The 19,961-nt window shown below is 66.2% G+C and carries 22 protein-coding genes; 5 read left to right on the top strand and 17 right to left on the bottom strand.

The features are described from left to right. Nucleotides 1-91 precede the first annotated feature (91 nt). The 3 genes from HMP09_RS15285 to HMP09_RS15275 all read left to right on the top strand — a co-directional run bounded on the left by HMP09_RS15285 (nt 92) and on the right by HMP09_RS15275 (nt 3,162). The gene (locus HMP09_RS15285) at nt 92-268 is read left to right on the top strand and encodes a hypothetical protein (RefSeq protein ID WP_168371622.1); all 177 of its coding nucleotides are present in this window, start codon (nt 92-94) and stop codon (nt 266-268) included. Nucleotides 269-488: 220 nt separating this feature from the next. After that, entirely contained in the window at nt 489-1,739 is a 1,251-nt protein-coding gene (locus HMP09_RS15280; RefSeq protein WP_176501069.1) for a putative DNA modification/repair radical SAM protein, read from the top strand. Between the two features lie 31 nt (nt 1,740-1,770). After that, nucleotides 1,771-3,162 (top strand): UdgX family uracil-DNA binding protein, encoded by a 1,392-nt coding sequence (locus HMP09_RS15275; RefSeq protein WP_176501068.1) that lies wholly within the window; start codon nt 1,771-1,773, stop codon nt 3,160-3,162. A gap of 57 nt (nt 3,163-3,219) precedes the next feature. On the opposite strand, the gene HMP09_RS15270 is transcribed toward HMP09_RS15275, so the two are convergent. After that, the gene (locus HMP09_RS15270; RefSeq protein ID WP_176501067.1) at nt 3,220-4,017 is read right to left on the bottom strand and encodes an aldo/keto reductase; all 798 of its coding nucleotides are present in this window, start codon (nt 4,015-4,017) and stop codon (nt 3,220-3,222) included. Between the two features lie 93 nt (nt 4,018-4,110). Between HMP09_RS15270 and HMP09_RS15265 the strand changes: the two genes are divergently transcribed. Then, nucleotides 4,111-4,743 carry a DedA family protein gene (locus HMP09_RS15265; protein WP_176501066.1) on the top strand — a complete coding sequence of 211 codons (633 nt, stop codon included), beginning with the start codon at nt 4,111-4,113 and terminating at the stop codon, nt 4,741-4,743. Here the strand turns inward: HMP09_RS15265 and HMP09_RS15260 are convergent. The 12 genes from HMP09_RS15260 to HMP09_RS15205 all read right to left on the bottom strand — a co-directional run bounded on the left by HMP09_RS15260 (nt 4,734) and on the right by HMP09_RS15205 (nt 13,870). Next, nucleotides 4,734-5,441 (bottom strand): DJ-1/PfpI family protein, encoded by a 708-nt coding sequence (locus HMP09_RS15260; RefSeq protein ID WP_176501065.1) that lies wholly within the window; start codon nt 5,439-5,441, stop codon nt 4,734-4,736. The two genes, HMP09_RS15265 and HMP09_RS15260, sit on opposite strands and share 10 nt — an antisense overlap. A gap of 655 nt (nt 5,442-6,096) precedes the next feature. After that, nucleotides 6,097-6,606 carry a hypothetical protein gene (locus HMP09_RS15255; protein WP_176501064.1) on the bottom strand — a complete coding sequence of 170 codons (510 nt, stop codon included), beginning with the start codon at nt 6,604-6,606 and terminating at the stop codon, nt 6,097-6,099. A 72-nt stretch (nt 6,607-6,678) separates the two neighbouring features. Beyond that, on the bottom strand, nt 6,679-7,212 hold the full coding sequence (locus HMP09_RS15250) for a demethoxyubiquinone hydroxylase family protein (RefSeq protein ID WP_176501063.1): 534 nt from the start codon (nt 7,210-7,212) through the stop codon (nt 6,679-6,681). Beyond that, nucleotides 7,209-7,691, bottom strand: a complete 483-nt coding sequence (locus tag HMP09_RS15245) for a disulfide bond formation protein B (protein ID WP_176501810.1) — start codon at nt 7,689-7,691, stop codon at nt 7,209-7,211. The genes HMP09_RS15250 and HMP09_RS15245 overlap by 4 nt, the downstream gene beginning before the upstream one ends. Nucleotides 7,692-7,711: 20 nt before the next feature. After that, nucleotides 7,712-9,103, bottom strand: coding sequence for a S41 family peptidase (locus HMP09_RS15240; protein WP_176501062.1), 1,392 nt, complete (start codon nt 9,101-9,103; stop codon nt 7,712-7,714). Nucleotides 9,104-9,391: 288 nt separating this feature from the next. Next, a complete protein-coding gene (locus HMP09_RS15235; RefSeq protein ID WP_176501061.1) occupies nt 9,392-10,564 on the bottom strand; it encodes a murein hydrolase activator EnvC family protein in 1,173 nt (390 codons plus the stop codon). Nucleotides 10,565-10,567: 3 nt separating this feature from the next. Then, nucleotides 10,568-10,990: a 23S rRNA (pseudouridine(1915)-N(3))-methyltransferase RlmH gene (locus HMP09_RS15230; RefSeq protein WP_176501060.1), complete on the bottom strand. Its 423-nt coding sequence runs from the start codon at nt 10,988-10,990 to the stop codon at nt 10,568-10,570. Between the two features lie 18 nt (nt 10,991-11,008). Beyond that, on the bottom strand, nt 11,009-11,428 hold the full coding sequence (rsfS, locus tag HMP09_RS15225; RefSeq protein WP_176501059.1) for a ribosome silencing factor: 420 nt from the start codon (nt 11,426-11,428) through the stop codon (nt 11,009-11,011). 1 nt (nt 11,429) lies between these two features. Beyond that, on the bottom strand, nt 11,430-12,044 hold the full coding sequence (locus HMP09_RS15220; RefSeq protein ID WP_176501058.1) for a nicotinate-nucleotide adenylyltransferase: 615 nt from the start codon (nt 12,042-12,044) through the stop codon (nt 11,430-11,432). After that, a complete protein-coding gene (locus HMP09_RS15215) occupies nt 12,041-12,325 on the bottom strand; it encodes a type II toxin-antitoxin system RelE/ParE family toxin (protein ID WP_176501057.1) in 285 nt (94 codons plus the stop codon). Before HMP09_RS15215 ends, HMP09_RS15220 begins: the two co-directional genes overlap by 4 nt. After that, entirely contained in the window at nt 12,322-12,576 is a 255-nt protein-coding gene (locus HMP09_RS15210) for a hypothetical protein (protein ID WP_176501056.1), read from the bottom strand. Before HMP09_RS15210 ends, HMP09_RS15215 begins: the two co-directional genes overlap by 4 nt. A 31-nt stretch (nt 12,577-12,607) precedes the next feature. Further along, nucleotides 12,608-13,870 carry a glutamate-5-semialdehyde dehydrogenase gene (locus HMP09_RS15205; protein WP_176501055.1) on the bottom strand — a complete coding sequence of 421 codons (1,263 nt, stop codon included), beginning with the start codon at nt 13,868-13,870 and terminating at the stop codon, nt 12,608-12,610. A gap of 78 nt (nt 13,871-13,948) precedes the next feature. On the opposite strand from HMP09_RS15205, the gene HMP09_RS15200 reads away from it, so the two are divergent. Further along, nucleotides 13,949-15,043, top strand: coding sequence for a DUF3667 domain-containing protein (locus tag HMP09_RS15200; protein WP_176501054.1), 1,095 nt, complete (start codon nt 13,949-13,951; stop codon nt 15,041-15,043). A gap of 261 nt (nt 15,044-15,304) precedes the next feature. Here HMP09_RS15200 and HMP09_RS15195 read toward each other — a convergent pair whose 3' ends face one another. From HMP09_RS15195 to HMP09_RS15180, 4 genes are all read right to left on the bottom strand, one after another. Next, on the bottom strand, nt 15,305-15,682 hold the full coding sequence (locus HMP09_RS15195) for a hypothetical protein (protein WP_232090363.1): 378 nt from the start codon (nt 15,680-15,682) through the stop codon (nt 15,305-15,307). Nucleotides 15,683-15,745: 63 nt separating this feature from the next. Beyond that, entirely contained in the window at nt 15,746-17,653 is a 1,908-nt protein-coding gene (ftsH, locus tag HMP09_RS15190) for an ATP-dependent zinc metalloprotease FtsH (RefSeq protein WP_232090888.1), read from the bottom strand. 181 nt (nt 17,654-17,834) lie between these two features. After that, a complete protein-coding gene (gene tilS / locus HMP09_RS15185; protein ID WP_176501052.1) occupies nt 17,835-18,800 on the bottom strand; it encodes a tRNA lysidine(34) synthetase TilS in 966 nt (321 codons plus the stop codon). 213 nt (nt 18,801-19,013) lie between these two features. Further along, a complete protein-coding gene (locus tag HMP09_RS15180) occupies nt 19,014-19,961 on the bottom strand; it encodes a tetratricopeptide repeat protein (protein ID WP_176501051.1) in 948 nt (315 codons plus the stop codon).

Here is a 19,961-nt window from a genome sequence, read left to right as displayed (position 1 = left end):
CCACGGCAGACAAGATGTAAATAATGATGACGATACGCGGCACTTGGCGGGCCTCGTGTCGTTATGACTGGATCAACACTCGGATAGCGCCATGTTCCTCGACGAATCCAGCATCTGGCCACGCAAGGAGGACCTGCCTCCACGCAAGCCCGTGTATCGCCACGAAAAGGCGCTGACCCGCCTGATCTTCGTCTATCTCTTCTTGTTGTTGCTCCTGCCCGTGAGCCTCGGCGGCATGGTCGACCTGATCCGCTACGTGTTCGACTAACTGATCGCTGTCCTACATGCCCCGATCCTGCCAGCGTTCCGACGCCTTGACCGCTAGACTTTCATACCCTGGAAGCCGGACCTGCAAAAACGCTCCCAGCGTCTATACTTTCTATACTTCACTCTGCCGCCACGACGAAGAACCACCCCGTATCAGCGACATAGTGACAAGTTGATCTCCATCACTCGACACCCCTTTTCGCGGAACGTAAGACGAACGAATGGCCCAACTCGACACCCGTGCAAAGCTCGAGATCCTCGCCGATGCGGCCAAATACGACGCGTCGTGTGCGTCGTCCGGCACGACCAAGCGCAATTCGCGCGACGGCAAGGGGCTGGGCTCGACCGAGGGCATGGGCATCTGCCACGCCTATGCGCCGGATGGCCGCTGCATCTCGCTGTTGAAGATTCTGCTGACCAACAGCTGCATCTTCGATTGCCATTACTGCATCAACCGCAAGAGCTCGAACGTGCGCCGCGCGCGCTTTACGGCCAAGGAAGTCGTCGATCTCACCATCGCCTTCTACAAGCGCAATTATATCGAGGGGCTGTTCCTCTCGTCCGGAATCATCGCCTCGTCCAACTATACGATGGAGCAGATGGTCGAGGTCGCGCGGTCGCTTCGCGAGGATCATCATTTCCGAGGGTATATCCACCTCAAGACGATCCCCGATGCAGATCCCGAGCTCGTCCACCAGGCTGGACTGTATGCGGATCGCGTGTCGATCAACGTCGAACTGCCGACCGCCAACGGGTTGAAGCGCCTCGCGCCCGAGAAGGACGGTGTCCGGATCGAGACCGCGATGGCCGAGGTGAAGGCGTCGATCATCGACGGCAAGGATGCCAAGGCGAAGTACAAGTCCGCGCCGCGCTATGCCCCCGCCGGCCAGTCGACGCAGATGATAGTTGGGGCGGATGCTGCAACGGACGGCGATATCGTGCGCAAGGCATCGACCTTGTACGATCGGTTCGGCCTGCGCCGCGTCTATTATTCGGCGTTCAGCCCGATCCCGGACGCGAGCGCCGTCCTGCCGCTGCAACGCCCGCCGCTGATGCGCGAGCACCGATTGTACCAGTCGGACTGGCTGATGCGGTTCTACGAATTCCAGCCGCACGAGGTGGTGGCGGCTGCCGACGACGCGACCGGGATGCTCCCGCTCGATATCGATCCGAAGCTCGCCTGGGCGCTCAAGTTCCGCGGGTCGTTTCCGGTCGACGTCAATCGCGCCCCGCGCGAGATGCTGCTCCGCGTGCCGGGGCTCGGCGTGAAGGCAGTCAACGGCATCCTGACGAGCCGTCGCTGGCGTCGGTTGCATCTGGCGGACGTCGCGCGGCTGACGGTGTCGGTTGCGAAGCTGCGGCCGTTCATCATCGCCGAGGATTGGCGCCCGGTGATGCTCTCCGACGCTGCAAACCTGCGCCCGCTGATCGCGCCGAAGCCAAAGCCCAAGCAGATGGAAATGTTCGCGTGACCGCATATTCCTCCTCGGCACGGGGAGGAGTATGCGCGTCGTAACGCTTAGCGAACCCGACGACTTCGACGGCTGGCGCGATGCAGCGCGTGGGCTGGTCGCCGAGGACGTGCCGCCAGACGACGTCGTCTGGCAGGTCGGTGACGAGCCCGTCGATCTGTTTGCGACCGTCGCCGAGCCCGCGCCTGCCCCTGCCCCCGGCGCGTTCTCCGTGCCTCGCGCGTTCCTCGATCTTGCCCGGAGTGCGATCCTCGGCAGCGACCTGGAGCGGTTCGCGCTGCTCTACACGCTGCTCTTCCGCCTCAGCCGCGAACCGAAACTGATCGAGGACCGCGCCGATCCGCTGGTCCGCCGGCTCGACCGGATCGCCAAGGACGTCCGCCGGGACATCCACAAGATGCGCGCGTTCCTGCGTTTCCGCGAAGTCGAGGAGGAAGGCGGCACGCGCTTCGTCGCGTGGTTTGAACCCGATCATCACATCGTCCGTGCCAACGCCGCCTTCTTCGTCAACCGCTTTGCCAGCATGCGCTGGTCGATCCTGACGCCCGAGGTCTCGGTCCACTGGGACGGCAAGGCGCTCAGCGAAGGGCCCGGCGCCAGCAAGGCCGACGCGCCCGACGGCGATCCGACCGAGGAGGTGTGGAAAACCTATTACGCCAGCATCTTCAACCCGGCGCGCGTCAAGATCGGCGCGATGCTGAAGGAAATGCCGAAGAAATACTGGAAGAACATGCCCGAGACTGCACTGGTGCCGGGGTTACTCGCGGCGGCGCAGGCCAGGGAGAGCGGCATGATCGCAAGAGCGCGCGACACGGTGGGCGGCAATAGCCAGATCGCGTGGGAAGCGTTGCGCGACGAGGCCGCAGGCTGCACGCGCTGCCCGCTCTACAAGCCCGCGACGCAGACCGTGTTCGGCGAGGGTCCGGTCGACGCGCCGCTGATGTTCGTCGGCGAGCAGCCGGGCGACCAGGAGGATATCGCCGGACGTCCGTTCGTCGGTCCTGCAGGTCAGATGTTCGACAAGGCGATGGCGGAGGCGGGCGTTGACCGCTCGCGCGCATACGTCACCAACGCGGTGAAGCATTTCAAGTTCGAGCAGCGCGGCAAGCGGCGAATTCATGCCAAGCCGGGGGCCGGCGAAATCGACGCGTGTCGCTGGTGGATCGAGCAGGAGCAGATGCTGATCAAGCCGAAGGTGACGGTAGCGCTCGGCGCGACGGCGGCGCGGTCGTTGTTCGGCAAGGTGATGACGATTGGTCGCGAGCGCGGGCGGGCGTTGCAGCTGCCCGACGGGGGCGAGGCCTGGATCACGGTGCATCCGAGCTATCTGCTGCGGTTGCCGGATCCGGCGCAGGCGGCGGAGGAATATGCGCGGTTCGTCGAGGATTTGCGCGTGGTTGGCGGGCGGCTGAGCGAAACTTAACTCCGCCTCGTGGAGGCGGTGTCGTGGACAAAAACTCCGGCCGCCCGTCGAAGCGAATCACATGCTGTTCGGCTCCGGCCCCAGACGACCAGCCGGATCGTCGAGCGCTTCGATCGCAGCCATGTCTTCGTCGTCCAGCGTCAGGTCGAGTGCTGCGAAATTGTCGGCGAGATGCTCGGCGTCCGACGCCTTCGGGATGACCGAGAAGCCGTTCGCCAAGTGCCAGGCGAGGATGACCTGCGCTGCACTCCGGCCATGCTTGTCGGCGATGCGCATGATCGCCTCATCCTGAAGCAATGTTTTGCCCTGCCCGAGCGGGCTCCAGCTCTGCGTCACGATGCCGTGCGCGTCATGATAGGTGCGCTGCTCGCGCTGCTGGAAGTTCGGGTGGAGTTCGATCTGGTTGACCGCGGGCGTCACGCCGGTCGCGGCGACGATCGCGTCGATATGCTCGGGCAGGAAGTTCGATACGCCGATCGACTTGGCCTTGCCCGCATCGCGTAGCGCGATCATCGCCTTCCACGCGTCGACGAACTTCTCCTGCGTCGGCACCGGCCAGTGCATCAAATACAGGTCGACCGATTCGACGCCCAGCAGCGCAAGGCTCTCGTCCATCGCGGCCTTGGCATCGCCTTGTCGGTCGTTCCAGAGCTTGGTCGTCAGGAACGCGTCCGATCCCTTGTAGCCGTCGCCGACACCGCGTTCGTTGTCGTAGATCGCGGCGGTGTCGACGAGGCGGAAGCCGATGTCGAGCCCGCTGCGGACGATCGCCGCGGCCTGGCTGTCGGGGATCTGCCACGTGCCCATGCCGAGCTGGGGCATGGAGCGGCCGTCGTTGAGTGTGAGATCTGTCATGCCCCACCAGCGAACGACCCGCGCCCCGGTTCCGATGCGCCGGTTCGGTTTAGGGCTTCCCTTCGCCCCCCGGTTCGCGCAATCGACCGACTCATGTTCGAAAAGATCCTGGCCGTGCTGGCCACCTTCACGATCGGCGTCATCTCGTCGGGTGGCTATGTCGGCATCGCGCTGCTCATGGCGATCGAGAGCGCCTGCATCCCGCTGCCGTCCGAGATCATCATGCCGTTTGCAGGCTATCTCGTGTCGACCGGGCGGTTCGACCTGTACCTTGCCGCCACCGCGGGCGCGATCGGGTGCAATCTTGGCTCGATCGTCGCCTATGAGATCGGCAAGCGCGGGGGCCGCCCGATGGCCGAGCGCTGGGGCCGGTACCTGCTGATCGGTCCGGGCGAGCTCGACGCCGCCGACCGGTTCTTCGCACGCTGGGGCTCGATGGCGGTGCTGATCGGCCGGCTGCTGCCCGTCATCCGCTCGTTCATCGCCTTCCCCGCCGGCGTCGCGCGGATGAAGCTGGTGCCGTTCCACGTCTATACCTTCATCGGATCGTGGCCGTGGTGCTTCGGGCTCGCCTGGGTCGGCATGAAGCTCGGCGACAAATGGGATAGCGATCCGCGCGTGAAGGCGGCGTTCCACAGTGCCGACCTGCTGATCGGCGTGGTCCTGATCGCGCTGGTCGGATTATACATCTGGCACCGCGTGCGTGGGCTCAAGCGTCACCCCTGAGTATCTTGGGCGAAGCCACGACGCTTCGCGAGCGCGCGCAGATCGTCGTCGCGGGTCGGCACAAGTTGCGCCGTTCTTCGCTTTACCGCAGCAAGGATTTCGGGGTCGGCCTTCTCGGGTGAGCCGCTGTCGAAAGGCGGCGCGGGATCATATTCGAGGCTGAGCTGAACCGCCTTCGCATGCGCTTCGCCGCGGATCATCGCGGTCAGCGTCAGCGCGAAGTCGATCCCCGCGGTGACACCGCCACCCGTCACCCGGTTGCGATCGACGACGGTCCGCGTGGCGACCGGGATCGCACCGAACAGCGTCAGCATGTCGCGTTGCGCCCAATGGCACCCGGCCCGATAGCCGTCGAGCAATCCCGCTGCGCCGAGGATCAGTGACCCGGTACACACACTCGTTACCCAGCTTGCCTGCGCCCCGACCGCCTGGACCCACGCCATCGCGTCGTCATCGGCGATGACATCGTTGATCCCGAACCCGCCGGGCACGCAGAGGATGTCCGCGCGCGGCACGTCGGCGAAGGTCGCGGTCGGCAGGATCGAGAATCCCGCGTCGGTCGGTACCGGCTCCAGCGTCTTCCAGACCAGATCGAGGCGAGCGTTGCCGAGCCGCGACAGGACCTGCGCGGGGCCGGTCAGGTCGAGCTGTGTGACGTTCGGAAACAGCAGGAAGGCGATGCTCAGGGGTTTGGTCATGCCGGTATTCCTAGCGAGAGGAGCGTTGCCGAGCAGCGGGGGGCGTACGGTTCGCGATTTTTCCTAGCTTACGGAGAAGTCACGACAATCTGGCATTGGGTGCGGGTAGCGCGCGAGTGAAGTATAGAAAGTATAGACGCTGGCGCGATAGTCTTTCCGGCCGTCGAGACGGGCTGACGGGCAGTTTTCAGGATTACGGCTGGGAAGGTTTGCAACGTCATACGCGCATCATGTCATGCCCTATGCTTGTAGGACAGAAGGGCTGAAGGGGGGCGCAGGACGGTGGCGCGCCCGGGCGCGGGACGTAGTTGGGTCCCGGGAAAGGCCGCGCGGATCTACGGGGCGATCATGTGGGTCATGGGCCATCATGCGTTGCTCGCGTCACCCATGTCGCGGAATACCCAGCGTTCGCTGAGGCGACGGATGAAACTGGGGCGCATGCGGAAGAGGCGGAGATGGCCTGAAGGTCGAGCGCAGCGACCTGAACATTCCCGTCATCCTGACGAAGGTCAGGATCCAGAGCCGCAGGCGATGGTCTGTTTAACCCTGGATCCTGACTTTCGTCAGGATGACGGAGGAGCATGGCAGGATGACAGGTCCGCGTTAAGATGGCGGGACCGCGTCGGGACAGCGGAGACCGTTCTCGTCCGCCGGGTTACGGCAGGACGGGGACTTCCGCCGCACGCGTCTTGTTCTCCAGGCGCGATTCCCGCACCCGCTGGCCGAAGCAGCCCGTGGCACCACCGGCACCGACAGCGGAGCAGCTGCCGATCGTGTTGACGCCGGAGCCAGCATCCATCGTGCCCTGCGCCTTGGTCGCCCAGCTGGCATTTTCGGGCGTGACGACGAAGTCGCGGAGTTCCTTGGGAACGCGGTATTGCTCCTGCGCGCTGCGGCGGACGCAGACGACGATTTCTTCGCCGTTCGCGTTGGTCGGGCAGCGTTCGTTGCCGAACAGCGTCAGGACGCCGTTGATCGGGGCGTTGCGCGACACCTGCGGGGGGGCGACGACCGGCTTGGGCCGAGCGGTCGCGCCGGGAAGCGCGGGGGCCTTGGCCGGCGGCTGGGCAAGGGTCGGTCCCGCATTACCATTGGAGGTCTGCGGCGCGGTCTGTGCAACCGCGGGTCCGGCGACGAGCAAGGCCGCCGCAAAAAGCATCTTCATACGCATCACTCCCACGCGTTCGTTCGGCTCGTCATTGTCGCCCGGCGGGATCCGCCGATACGATCCGCCTGCCTAGATCCGTTTGGCGGTTGCGATCGCGACCTTGCAGCCGAGCCGGATCGCAGCACTCAGCACCGGATAACCCGGCGTCTCTTCGGCCCCCGCGGCGATCGCGGTCGCCTTGTGTTCGAGTTCCTCGGCCTGGAAATCGAGGATGGCCGCCGATAGCTCGGGATCGCTGGCGCCAAGCTGAACGAGCTGTTCCTCGTAATGCTTGTCGATCTCGGTCTCGACCGCCGCGGTGCACGCCATCGCTGCCCGCGGGCTGATCGCCGCAGTGACGGCACCCAGCGCGAAGCCGGCAACCTTCCAGATCGGCTGCAGCACCGTCGGGCGCACGCGGCGCTCGACGATCATCTTGTCGAAGAACGCGCGGTGGCGCTCCTCCTGTTGCGCCATGTGGTGGATCGATCGCGACGCCGGATGCCGATCGCCGAGCACGGCCAGCTGCCCGGCGTAGATCCGGATCGCGCCATATTCGCCCGCCTGATCGACGCGGATCATCGCATCCGTTGCGCGCTTGGGGTCTCCTGGCTTCCAGCTCATCGCGTCTTCCTCATGAGTGCGAATATGGTGAACGCACCGGCCAGGGAAAAGATGGCGTTGAAGCCGGCGAGCGAAATTCCCAGCAATTTCCACTGCGGCGAATCGCAGCGGACCATCGGCGCGTTCATGATCGCGGCAAGGCGTTCGGCCGCGGTGGTCCCCGCCATCGACACGGTCGTGGTGCAGGCGGTGAATCCGTTCCACCAGTGATATTCGACGCCGGCATGCGCGACGCCGATCAGCCCGCTGAGGCCGATCAGCAGCCCGGCGATGATGACCAGCGACGCGCGCAACGAGCGTCCGGGCACGAAGAACGTCGCACCGGCGATCAGCACCGCGGAATAATGCGGCCAGCGCTGCCAATGGCACATTTCGCACGGATACAATCCGCCCAGATATTGCGACCCGAGCGCGCCGAGCAGCAGGAACGCCGGCAGCAGCAGTGCGATGGCGCGCGCGATCTCCTCGTTCTTGGTCATGCCAAGCCCACGACGCACGCTCACTTGTTGGGCGCCTTGGTGGCGGCAGCGGTGGGATCAGGCTTGATCGGGCGCGGCTTGGTCGCGGCGGCAACCTGCACCGGACCGCCGAGGCGCGCGACCGTCTTCAGCGCGTAATAGAGCTGGAAGTCGTCGATGCCCTGCTTCTTCAACTGCTCGGGCGTCTGCGAGAAGCGTGGATCGGTCTTGGTATCTTCCTCCAGCACCGCGTTGTCGGCTTTCACCTCATTGATCAGGTGCTTGCGCAGGTCGGCCTCGCGGAACACGGGCCGCGACTTGTAGTCGGGATCGGTGAGCTGCGGCACCTTGATGTCGGGCTCGATCCCGCCCTCCTGCACCGAGCGGCCGGACGGCGTGAAGTAGCGCGCGGTGGTCAGGCGGAGTGCGGTCTCGGGGCCGAGCTGGAGCACGGTCTGGACCGAGCCCTTGCCGAAGCTGCGCTCGCCCATGATAAGCGCGCGGTGATGATCCTGGAGTGCGCCGGCGACGATCTCGGAGGCCGACGCAGTGCCGGGATCGGTGAGGACGACGACCGGCAGGCCGTGCGCGTCGTCGCCGGGCTTGGCGTAATAGCGTTCGATATCGGTCTTCTCGCGGCCGCGCTGCGAGACGATCTCGCCGTGGTCGAGGAAGGCGTCGCTGACTTCGATCGCCTGCGTGAGCAAGCCGCCGCCATTCTCGCGCAGATCGACGACATAGCCGAGCGGGCGGTGGCCGAGCGACTTGTCGATGGCCATGATCGCCGCGCGCGTGTCCGCGCCGGTATTCTCGCTGAAGGTGTTGATGTTGATATAGCCGACGTCGCCGCGGACTTCCCACTTCACCGGCTTCTGGACGATGATCTCGCGCATCATCGTCACGTCGAGCGGCTTGTCGCGGCCCGGACGGACGAGGCCGAGCGTGATCTTGCTGCCGGGCTTGCCGCGCATCTTGCCGACCGCCTCGTCGAGCGAATCGCCGTAGATGAGCTTGCCGTCGATGTGCGTTATGTAGTCGCCGGATTTCACGCCCGCGCGGGCAGCGGGGGAGTCTTCCTGCGGGGAGACGACCTTGATCGCGCCGTCCTCCATCTGCACCGTCAGGCCGAGACCGCCGTAATTACCTTCGGTCATGATCCGGAGGTTTTCGTAGTCGAGTGCGTCGACGTAGCTCGAGTGCGGATCGAGGCTGGCGAGCATCCCCTGGATCGCGCCCTTGATCAGCGTCTTGTCGTCGACCTTGTCGACATATTCCGCCTTCACGCGGTTGAAGACGTCGAGGAACTGGTCGAACTCGCGGTACGTGTCGGTGTCGACCGCCGCCATTGCCGAGGTAGCCAATGGGATCAGCGTCAGCGCGCCGACGATCGCCGTCGCGGTAAGGATCGGGGTACGCAGTATAGGACGAGGCATCGATGGTCCTGCAACCTGAGAAAAGACGGGTCGTACGGTCGTGACGGCGTAGCGTAGCCGAACGCTGGCGGCAACGCGCGCGCGGAGCAAAGCTTGGTGAGGGTTAATGGCGGCTGACCGGAGGACTCTTTCGATCCTCCCCCGCCAGGGGGAGGTGTCGCCGAAGGTGACGGAGGGGGAGGACACGGAACAGTGGTGATCGCGTTCCTCCCCCTCCGTCTGGCAAGTGCCAGCCACCTCCCCCTTGCGGGGGAGGATTGAAGGGCGGCGGCCATCGGGCTTGGCCGATCAGCGCGACCCTATCAATGAGGCGACGTCAACGGGGCGGCCTTGGCGGCGGAGCTCGACGGTGATGCGCGGGTCTTCGCCGGGCGCGGTGCCGAGCGGGGCGCCCATCGTGACGCGGTCGCCGGGCCTGGCCGTAGTCGCGGCGAGGCCGGTGACGAGGCTGGTCCAGCCGTCGGCATGGTCGATGATGACGATGACGCCATAGTCGCGGAAGCGGCGGGCGTAGCGGATCGTCCCCGCAGCGGGGGCGACGACGCGCGCGCGGGGCGCGGTGGCGAACGTCAGGCCGCGCGACCGGACGCCGGCGTCCGAGATTTCGTCGAAACCTGTGACGAGCTTGCCCGATACCGGCGTGCGGTACACGCCGCGTGGTGGCGCGGCGGGTATGCTGCCACGCGCGATCGGTCGCGGGATCGGGCCGGCGAGCGCGATCAGACTAGCCGCGGTCGTCTTGGCGTTGGTCGTGGCGGTCATCCCATCGACGAGATCGCGTGCGCGTTCGCCGAGCGCCAGCGCGCGGTCGGACTCGCTGAGCGCGTTCCGGCCGAGGGCCTGGCTGCGCTGACGATGCCGCGCCTCGAGGTTGGCGAGCGCCTGGCGATCATTCTCGAGGCGTGCGCGGCTATCGGCGAGCGCCTTGGCGGCGAGCGTGGCGCTGGCCTGCAGGCGGCGCGTCTCGGCGAGTTCGGTGCGGACGACTTGCGTGCGCTGGCGGACGACGGGCAAGGCGCTGCCGAGCACCGCGCGGACATGGACGAGGTCGTCGACCGACCCCGGCTGCGCGACCGCGACGATCGTCGGGCGGCGGGCGAGCGACTCCAGCGCCGCCAACAGCCGCGCGACGGGGGTTTGCGCATGGCCGAGCCTGGCGCGCTGATCCGACAGCAACCGCTCGACCAGCGCCACGCGCGCACTGGCGGTCGCGAGATTGGCTTCGGCCGCGGTCACGCGGGCGGCCAGCGCCTGTTCTTCCCGGCGCGCCTTGTCGGCGGCGTTGCGTTCCCGGGTGGCGGCGGCGACGAGCTTGGCGGCGCGGACGGTGGCGATCGCGGCGTCGCGTTTTGCCGCGACCAGGCGTTGCTGCTCGGTCACGACCGCGGGCGCGTCAGTCTGCGCGGTGACGCCCGCCGCCGCGAACAGCGTCGCGATCGCCAAGACGCCCCCTGCCCTCATGCATCACCCTTCGCGGTGATAGGGGTGGTTGGCAAGGATGCTGGTCGCGCGGAAAAGCTGCTCGGCCAGCATCGCGCGCGCCAGCAGATGCGGCCAGGTCGCGCGACCGAACGAAAACAGCAGATCGGCCTCGTCGCGCGCGGCATCGTCGAAGCCGTCCGCGGCGCCGATCATGAACCGCGCCTCGCGCACGCCGTCGTCGCGCCACCGTTCGAGCTTATGCGCGAACTGCGACGAGGAGAGCGTCTCGCCCTTCTCGTCGAGCAGGATGCGTTTGGTCTGCTCGCCGACGAGCGGGATCTTGCCGCCGGTGTCGGGGAGTTCGCTGACCTTGGTCGGCCAAACGATCCGCTTGAGATAGCGGTCGACAAGGTCCGCCTCGGGCGACCGCCCGATCCGTCCGCGGGCGACGATGTGGAGCAGCATCGCCGCCTCGGGGTCGGTTTAGTCTTCGTCGGTGAACGTCGGCATTGAAGCCGGGGGGGCAGGCGGCGTCGGCGCATCGCCGAACGCCCACATCCGCTCCAGATTGTAGAAGCTGCGGACTTCGGGGCGGAACAAGTGGACAATGACGTCGGTCGCGTCGATCAGCACCCAGTCGGCGGTCGGCAGGCCTTCGATCTTCACCGGACGCTTGAACTCGGCCTTGATCCGCTCGGCCAGCTTCTGCGCCGTCGAGGCGACCTGGCGGGTCGAACGACCGCTGGCGATCACCATGTAATCGGCGATGCTGGTCTTGCCCGCGAGCGGGATCGAGATCGTCTCGACCGCCTGGTCGTCGTCGAGCGACGCGAGGATCAGGCGATGCAGCGCCTCAACCTCTTCGGGGTCGGTCGCGCGAGGGGCAGTAGGGGAAGTGGCCAAGTCAGCTCCTGGGTAAAACTACCGGACCAGCAACCTGCTGGACCCAGTCGGGATTTTTGGCGCGCAGGCCAGTTGCGGAGGTCGGGTCGGGTCGGAAGCGCAACAGCACAAGGGCCGGCAATCTCCACGTCGTCCAGCTCTTCGCATGGTCTGTGCGCCGTTGGAAGCGCCGCAGCCAACCCATCGCGGGGGCCGCGAGGGCGCGCCCGTCATATCCCGGACGCGCGATTACCGCAATCGGAACCTCGCGGGCGATCTGCCGCCAGTTCTTCCACCGGTGGAAGTCGGCCAGATTGTCCGCGCCCATCAACCAGATGAAGCGGATCCTGGGGTAGCGCCGCTTGAGCTTGCGGATCGTGTCGAGCGTGTACCGCGTGTGCAGCCGCGACTCGATATCGGTCGCACGGATCGGCGCGCGGCGCGCCATGCGTCGCGCGGATGCAAGGCGCGCAGGCAGCGGCGCCATATCGTTCGCCGCGTACTTGAGCGGATTGCCAGGGGACACCAGCCACCACGCTTCGTCGAGCGCGAGCGCGTCGATCGCCGCGAGCGTGATCCCGCGATGGCCGCGGTGCGCGGGGTTGAACGACCCGCCGAGAATGCCGACGCGGGTCAAGGATATTTCCGCCAATTCTCACGCGCATGAAACGCTCGGAGAATTTCGACGCCATGGGGCACGATGCGATAGATCAGGATATAGTCGGTTTCGGGCACACGCCATTTTCGTTCGCCGCGATCGACGACCGGCCCCGCAGCGGGAAAATCTGCCAGGAAATTGCCCGCGGCGATCGCAGCGCGACCGACCGAATCGGCATAGTCGAGATCGTGTCGTGCATTGAAATCATCGATCCGCGCTAGATCGATCCGCGCGAGCGCAGCCCAGCTCGCGCGGCTCATCCTTGCCGGCGAGCAGCGACACGCTCTTCGAACCAGGCTTCCATCTCTTCCTGGCTGATCAGTTCGCCTCGATCGGCGGAGTCTATTCCGGCCTGGATGAAAGCGCGCATTTCGGCGTGATGTTCAGCCGCCTCCCGGATCGCCTCTGCTGCGAACTCTTCGCCGGTGATGCCGCGATACTGCGCGAGCTCCTCGACCATCGCGAAGGTGACTGGATCGAGCGGAGTCGTGATCGAAACGGACGCGTTCATGGCCTCACGCTACGCTGATCGACACAGCGCATCAACCGCGCACCTGGCCGGTGCCGCGGCCGATCCACTTGTAGGTGGTGAGCCCCTCGAGCGCGACGGGGCCGCGCGCGTGGACGCGGCCGGTGGCGATGCCGATCTCCGCGCCCAAGCCGAACTCGCCGCCGTCTGCGAACTGGGTGGAGGCGTTCCAGAGGACGATCGCGCTGTCGACGGCGGTCAGGAAATGCTCGGCAACGGCCGCATCCTCGGCGATGATCGCGTCGGTGTGATGCGAGCCGTGGCGGGCGACATGCGCGATCGCACCGTCCACCCCGTCGACAATCGCGACCGAGGCGATTGCGTCGAGATACTCGGTATCCCAGTCGACGGCGTCGGCGGCGACGATCTCGGGCACGAGCGCGCGCGCGCGTGCATCGCCGCGTATTTCGCAGCCCGTTGCCGCGAGGCTTCGGATCAGGGCGGCTGAGTCTGCATAGTCCCGGTCGATCAGCAGCGTTTCCATCGAACCGCACACACCCGTGCGCCGCATCTTGGCGTCGACGACGACCGCCTCCGCCATCGCAGACGCTGCCGACGCATCGACATACACATGGTTGATGCCGTCGAGATGCGCGAGCACCGGCACGCGCGCCTCGGCCTGTACGCGCGCGACGAGGCTCTTGCCGCCGCGGGGGATGATCAGGTCGATCGCCCCGTCCGCCGCGAGCATCGCGCCGACCGCGGCACGATCGGTGGTCGGCACGAGCTGCACCGCATCGGCAGGCACCCCGCCCGCCTCCAGTCCTGCCACCAGCGCGGCATGGATTGCCCGGTTGCTCTTCACCGCTTCCGACCCGCCACGCAGGATCGCTGCGTTGCCGGCCATGACGCATAGCGCCGCGGCGTCCGCGGTGACGTTGGGGCGGCTCTCGTAGATGATGCCGATCACGCCGATCGGCACGCGGACGCGCGAGAGTTTCAGGCCGTTCGGACGCTCGCTGGCGTCGATCACCTGCCCGACCGGATCCGTCAGCGCTGCCACGGCCGCCACTCCCCCCGCCGTCGCCGCGACCCGCGCATCGTCCAGTCGCAACCGGTCGAGCAGCGCACCCGACAGGCCGGATGCGGCCGCCCGTGCCATATCTTCAACATTTGCCGCAACGATCGCGTCGGACGCCGCCAGAATGGACTTTGCCGCCAACGCCAATGCCGCCGCCTTCCGCGCCGACGGCATGGCCGCCAGCACCAACGCGGCAGAGCGCGCGCGATGGGCCATTTCTGCGATCAATGCGGCGGGATTTTCTATGTCGGCCATGCGGCGTTCGCTACCATGCGAAGCCTCTCGCGCCAACGCCGCGGACTCGTTACGCTGGCGGTATTACGAGGGGGAAGCATGACCGGGGAAATCGGAGCAGCGGCGGATATCGCTACAGGTACGCTCGTTGGGCGCGCGTTCGAACCGAAAGCCGGAGAGGCACGGCATGTGCATCCAGGACATGATCTGGAAGGCGCGCTTTGCCTCAATTGCGGGACACGGTTGCTGGGCGAGCATTGCCATGCCTGCGGGCAATCCGCGCATGTGCATCGTTCGCTAGGCGGGATCGGCCATGAGATTGCGCATGGGGTGTTTCATTTCGAGGGCAAGATATGGCGCACGCTGCCGCTGCTGATCCTGCATCCCGGGATGCTCACGCGGCGCTACGTCAATGGCGAGCGGGCGCGGTTCGTGTCGCCGCTTGCGCTGTTCCTGTTCACGGTCTTCCTGATGTTCGCGACGATCGGCGCGGTCGGCGGCGAAATGACGACGGACTTCATCCGGAACGAGCGTACCGGCAAGATATCCGATTATGCGCGGGAATCGGCCAAGGCTCGCATCGCGCTGAACCAAGTCGAGGCACAGCGCGCGCACGCCACTTTATCCGCAGAGTCGCGCGCTGCGCTCGATCGGCAGGCGGACGCGTTGCGAACGACCGTCCGCGCGCTCGGTGTCGCCGCGGATATGCAAAATGGCGGCGCCAACGGTGGGCTGGTCGATCTCGGCGACTTCAAGACCGGTTGGGAACGGCTCGACCACGGCATCGCCAAGGCGAACGGCAATCCGGGCCTGATGTTCTACAAGCTGCAGACCAGCGCGTATAAATATAGCTGGGGCCTGATCCCGCTATCGGTACCGTTCATGGCGCTTCTGTTCCTCTGGCGGCGCCAATACCACCTCTACGACCACGCGATCTTCGTGACCTATTCGCTGGCGTTCATGATGTTGTTGACGATCGTGCTGATCGTCGCGGGCGTGATCGGCGTCGCGGACGGCTGGATCGTGATGGCGGCGTTGCTCGTGCCCCCGATCCACATGTTCGCGCAGCTTCGTGGTACGTATGCGCTGCGGAAACGGTCGGCGGCGTGGCGGACGGTGGCGCTACTGACGTTCGCGTTCACGGTGCTATTGGCGTTTGTCATTCTGTTGTTGCTGCACGGATTGACGGACTGAGCAGGCGGCTGCGCGGCATTCCGTTGATGCCTGGCCGTTCGATGCGTCCGGGCTGGACCGTAGTACGCCTGGTTGAAGTCGCCCCCCCCTGCGCGATGGGCATGCCCTTCGACATCGCTCAGGGCGAACGGGGCCGGCGTCTACTCAGTGCGTGACGGGGGGAGGGGGCGTGCCCTCAGCGCGAACGGGAAAATGGCGCGCCCCCGGCGTGCGACCGAGAACGAGCGCGCTTTGAGAGCAGAAACCGTCACGGCGCGCGCTTTAGCGGCACGGGTAGAGGTTCGCCAGGACGCGGGCGTAGCCGTCCTTTAAGGGGCGTTTCTGGTAGCTGGCGGGGAGTTCGTTCAAGCCGTCGAGCATGTCCATGATGCCGACGGATTCGCCCTCCGGCACGCAGGCGATCGGTGGCTTGCCGGCGGCGGCGCGTGCGGCGCGTTCGGCCCTGAGCTGGTTGGTCGCAGCCTTGGCTTCGGCCTTCAGCGCGGGGAGGTCGGGCGACATCAGCGCCATCGGGCCTTGGTCGCGCAACGCATTGGCGCGGGCGAGGAAGGTGCCGACGGTCATCGCCGCCTGCGCCGGCATCGCCACGCCGACCATCAGCAACGCAGCGACTACAGCCTTGGAACGCGAATACGACATGGGCGACCTTTCCGGGAAAAGGCCGCCCATAGAGTTAGTTCGGTGACTGCCGGGTGAACCGGATCATGCCCCCAGGGGTGTCGGCGTACCGAACGGACCCGACGGACGCCGCGTCTTCGGGATCGACGTACCCGCACGCGGGACGGTCGAGGCCTTTGCGCCCGGATCCGGCCGATCGAGATCCTCGCCCGCGATCAGCTTCTTGATCTCGTCACCGGTCAGCGTCTCGAACTCGAGCAGCGCACCGGCCACGGTATGGAGCTGGTCGACATGATCGCTCAGCACCTGCTTGGCGCGGTCGAGACCGCCTTCGACGATCCGCTTGATCTCGTCGTCGATCAACTGCGCGGTCGAGTTCGACATGCGCGACGGACGGCTCGACGAGTAACCAAGGAACGACTCACCCTCGGGCTCGCCATATTCGAGCGGCCCGACCTTGTCCGACATGCCCCAGCGCGTGACCATGTCGCGTGCCAGACCGGTCGCGTACTGGATGTCGCCCGATGCGCCCGACGAGACCTTGTCGTAGCCGAAGATGACTTCCTCGGCGACGCGGCCGCCCATCGATACCGCGAGGTTCGCGTACATCTTGTCGCGGTGATAGCTGTACGAGTCGCGCTCGGGCAGCCGCATGACCATGCCCAGTGCGCGGCCGCGCGGGATGATCGTCGCCTTGTGGATCGGATCCGAGGCGGCCTCGTGCATCGCGACGACGGCGTGGCCGGCCTCGTGATACGCGGTCATCCGCTTCTCGTCGTCGGTCATGACCATGCTGCGACGCTCTGCGCCCATCATGACCTTGTCCTTGGCCTCCTCGAACTCGGCCATCGCCACCAGGCGCTTACCCTTGCGTGCCGCATGCAGCGCCGCCTCGTTGACGAGGTTGGCGAGATCGGCGCCAGAGAAGCCCGGCGTACCGCGTGCGATAACGCGTGCGTCGACGTCGGGTGCGAGCGGCACCTTCTTCATGTGCACTTCGAGGATCTTGATGCGGCCCTCGATATCCGGACGCGGCACCGTGACCTGGCGATCGAAGCGGCCCGGACGCAGCAGCGCAGGATCGAGCACGTCGGGACGGTTGGTCGCGGCGATGATGATGATGCCTTCGTTGGCTTCGAAGCCGTCCATCTCGACCAGCAGCTGGTTCAGCGTCTGCTCGCGCTCGTCATTGCCGTTGCCGAGACCGGCACCACGGTGCCGACCGACCGCATCGATTTCGTCGATGAAGACGATGCACGGTGCTGACTTCTTGGCCTGTTCGAACATGTCGCGAACACGGCTCGCGCCGACGCCAACGAACATCTCGACGAAATCGGAACCCGAGATCGTGAAGAACGGCACGCCTGCTTCGCCTGCGATCGCGCGGGCGAGCAGCGTCTTGCCGGTGCCGGGCGATCCGACGAGCAACGCACCCTTGGGAATCTTGCCGCCCAGGCGGGCGAACTTGGTCGGATCCTTGAGGAACTCAACGATCTCTTCAAGCTCTTCACGCGCCTCGTCGATCCCGGCGACATCCTGGAAGGTGACCTTGCCCTCCTTCTGCGTCAGCATCTTGGCGCGCGACTTGCCGAAGCCCATCGCGCCGGAGCCCGAATTCTTCTGCATCTGCTTCAGCACGAAGAACGCGATGCCGAGGAACAGCAGGAACGGCAGCGACTGATACAGCAGCAGCGCCAGCATCGACGGGCCCTCTTCGGGCTTCGCGCTGATCGAGACGCCCTTCTCGCGCAGCTTCGGCACCAGCGTCGAATCGGGGATCGGATACGACTTGAACTTCTCGCCCGAGGACAGCGTCCCCGAGATGATATCGCGCGAGATGTTGACGTCCTTGACGGTGCCCTCGTCGACCTTGTCGAGGAACGCCGAATAGGCGATCGTGTTGCCGCCCGATGCCGCGGTGCGGCCGTCGAACAGAGTCACGAACATCGCCAGCGCGAGCAGGATGCCGACCCAGATCAACAGGCTTTTCATCCAAGGATTGCCGCCGCCATTTTCGGGGCCACCGTTTCCGGAGCCCTGGGGCTTCTGACCGCGGTTGTCGTTGTCGCTCATGGGTGCACGATACCTTTCACCGCACAAGATAAGCGCGCGCAGGTTAATGGCAATGGAACAACGCGCGACTTGCGTTGATCAGTGTGAACGGACGGGCACGCTACGCCGTTCTTCGCGGTGGCGCCTCGCGGAAGCGCCAGACGTCGCCGCGGACGCTGGCGATGATCCCGGCTTGGGTCGTGCGCTTGCCGGCCATCAGCGAGTCGAGCAGGCTCTCGATGTTGGCGGCCTCGCTCCATTCGGGCGCGACGATGCCCGCCTCGGCACGGACCGTGCCGATCGCGCGGCGGGCAAGGCGGCGGAGGATCTCGCGCGGCAGCTTCTCGACCGCGAGCTTCACCTCGCCGCCGCCGACCTTGGCGCGTCCGGTCCAGATCCATTCGACCATCGCGCGGACGTCGGTATCGGTCTCGGCGAGCGCGGCGGCGGCGCGCGCGAGGTTGGGCGTGCCGAGCCATTCATTCTCGCCCAGCAACCGGCGGAAACGAGTGCGATCGTGCCGGTCGTCGTGGTTCGAGGGGTCGTCGAAGAACGGCACTTCGGCACGGCGGACGATCGCGCGGAGTTCGGCGCGGCGCCAGTCGAGCAGCGGGCGAACGACCGTGACGCCGTGGACCTCGGTACGCGCGCGGACTCCGGCGAGGCCGGCGAGGCCCGAACCGCGCGCGGCGCGCATGAGGAAGGTCTCGGCCTGATCGTCGGCGTGATGGCCGGTGACGAGCGCCCCTGCGCCAATCGCGCGGGCGTGATCGGTGAGCAGCGCGTAGCGCGTGGTGCGCGCCTGTGCCTGGATGCTGGCGCCGGTGATCGGTTCGGTGGGAGCGAGCGTGGCGTGGGGAATACCGAGCGTCGCGCAGTGGGCGGCGACCATCGCGGACTCCTCCTCCGCTTCGGGGCGGAGGCGGTGATCGATGCTGGCGACCGTGAAGCCGGGCGGGAGCGCTTCGTGCGCGAGCGTGAGCATCGCCATGCTGTCGGGGCCGCCGGAGACGGCGAACAGCGGGTTGGTGATGTCGCTGGCCAGGCGCGCGAAGTCGGCGGCGAAGCGGCGTCCTTCTTCGGTCATGCGGTGCGCGCCGTCACAGTCGAGCGGTCACCACCCCGGCGGAAGCCGGGGCCCAATTGGGGGACGGTAATGACCGAGCGCAGCCCTCCGTTACGACGACCTTGCCAATTGGGCCCCGGCCTACGCCGGGGTGGTGCTGGTGGGCGATGCGAAGTCACAAGCAAGGGATCACACACACCGGTTAGAGGATCAGTTACTAGCACTTCGGATCACTTACTTGCACTTCGCCGCGCTGCGCCCGGCGGCGACCTGGCCCTTCATCGCGGACGCCATCTTGGCGCCATAGACGTCGTTCAGCTCGTCATACACCTTGCAGGCATCGGCGGGCTTGTTGAGCTTCGTCAGCGCCTGGCCCAGATACAACAGACTGTCCGGCGCGCGTTCGCCCTCGGGCATCTTCTTGTAATTGTCGTAGAACGCCATCGACGCGAGGCTCGGCTTTCCCTCGTCGAGATAGGACCGGCCGAGCAGGTTCTGCGCATAGCTGGCGCGCTTGCTCTTGGGGTATTCGGCGACGACCTTCTTCAGTTGCGCCTCGGCCTGCGGGTATTGCTTGGCCGCCCACAGGCGGTAGCCATACATATATTCGTCCTCCGCCGGATCGCCGGTCGAGGGCTTCTCGACCGAGACCTTGGTCGGTGTCGCCGTACCGGGCCTGCTTGCCGTCTCGGGGCGCGTGGTCGGGCGGGATGGGCCCCCGTTCGATGGACCGTCGCTTGACTGGTCGTCGGACTCGCTCGGGCCACCAGCCCCCGTCGCGATCGGCGCGGGGCCGGTTTCGAGCGTCTTCATCCGCGCGTCGTTCGAGCGACGGTAATTGTCGAACGCATCCTGCAACTGGCGCGTACGGTTCTGGTTCTGCTCGATCTGTTCGGTGAGCGACGTCATCTGCTGTTCGAGCGACGTCACGCGCTGGTTCACGTCGGCCAGCGCACTGGTCGCGGGCGAGCCAGGCCCCGGGCCCTGCTCGCTCTGCTGCGCACGCACCTCGGGCTGGAGCATCTGGCCGGCACCACCCGGGAAGACCTTCCGCTGGACCGCGCGCATTTCGCTTTCGAGCTTGCCGACGCGGCCCTCGACATTTTGCGCCTGCGCACCCGTGGAGATCGCGGCGGGCAGAAGAGCGGCGAGGCAGACGCCGACCAGAATTGACTTACGCAT

It is taken from the genome of Sphingomonas sp. HMP9, assembly GCF_013374115.1.
Lineage (GTDB): Bacteria > Pseudomonadota > Alphaproteobacteria > Sphingomonadales > Sphingomonadaceae > Sphingomonas.
This window is presented reverse-complemented; position numbering and strand designations above follow the sequence as displayed.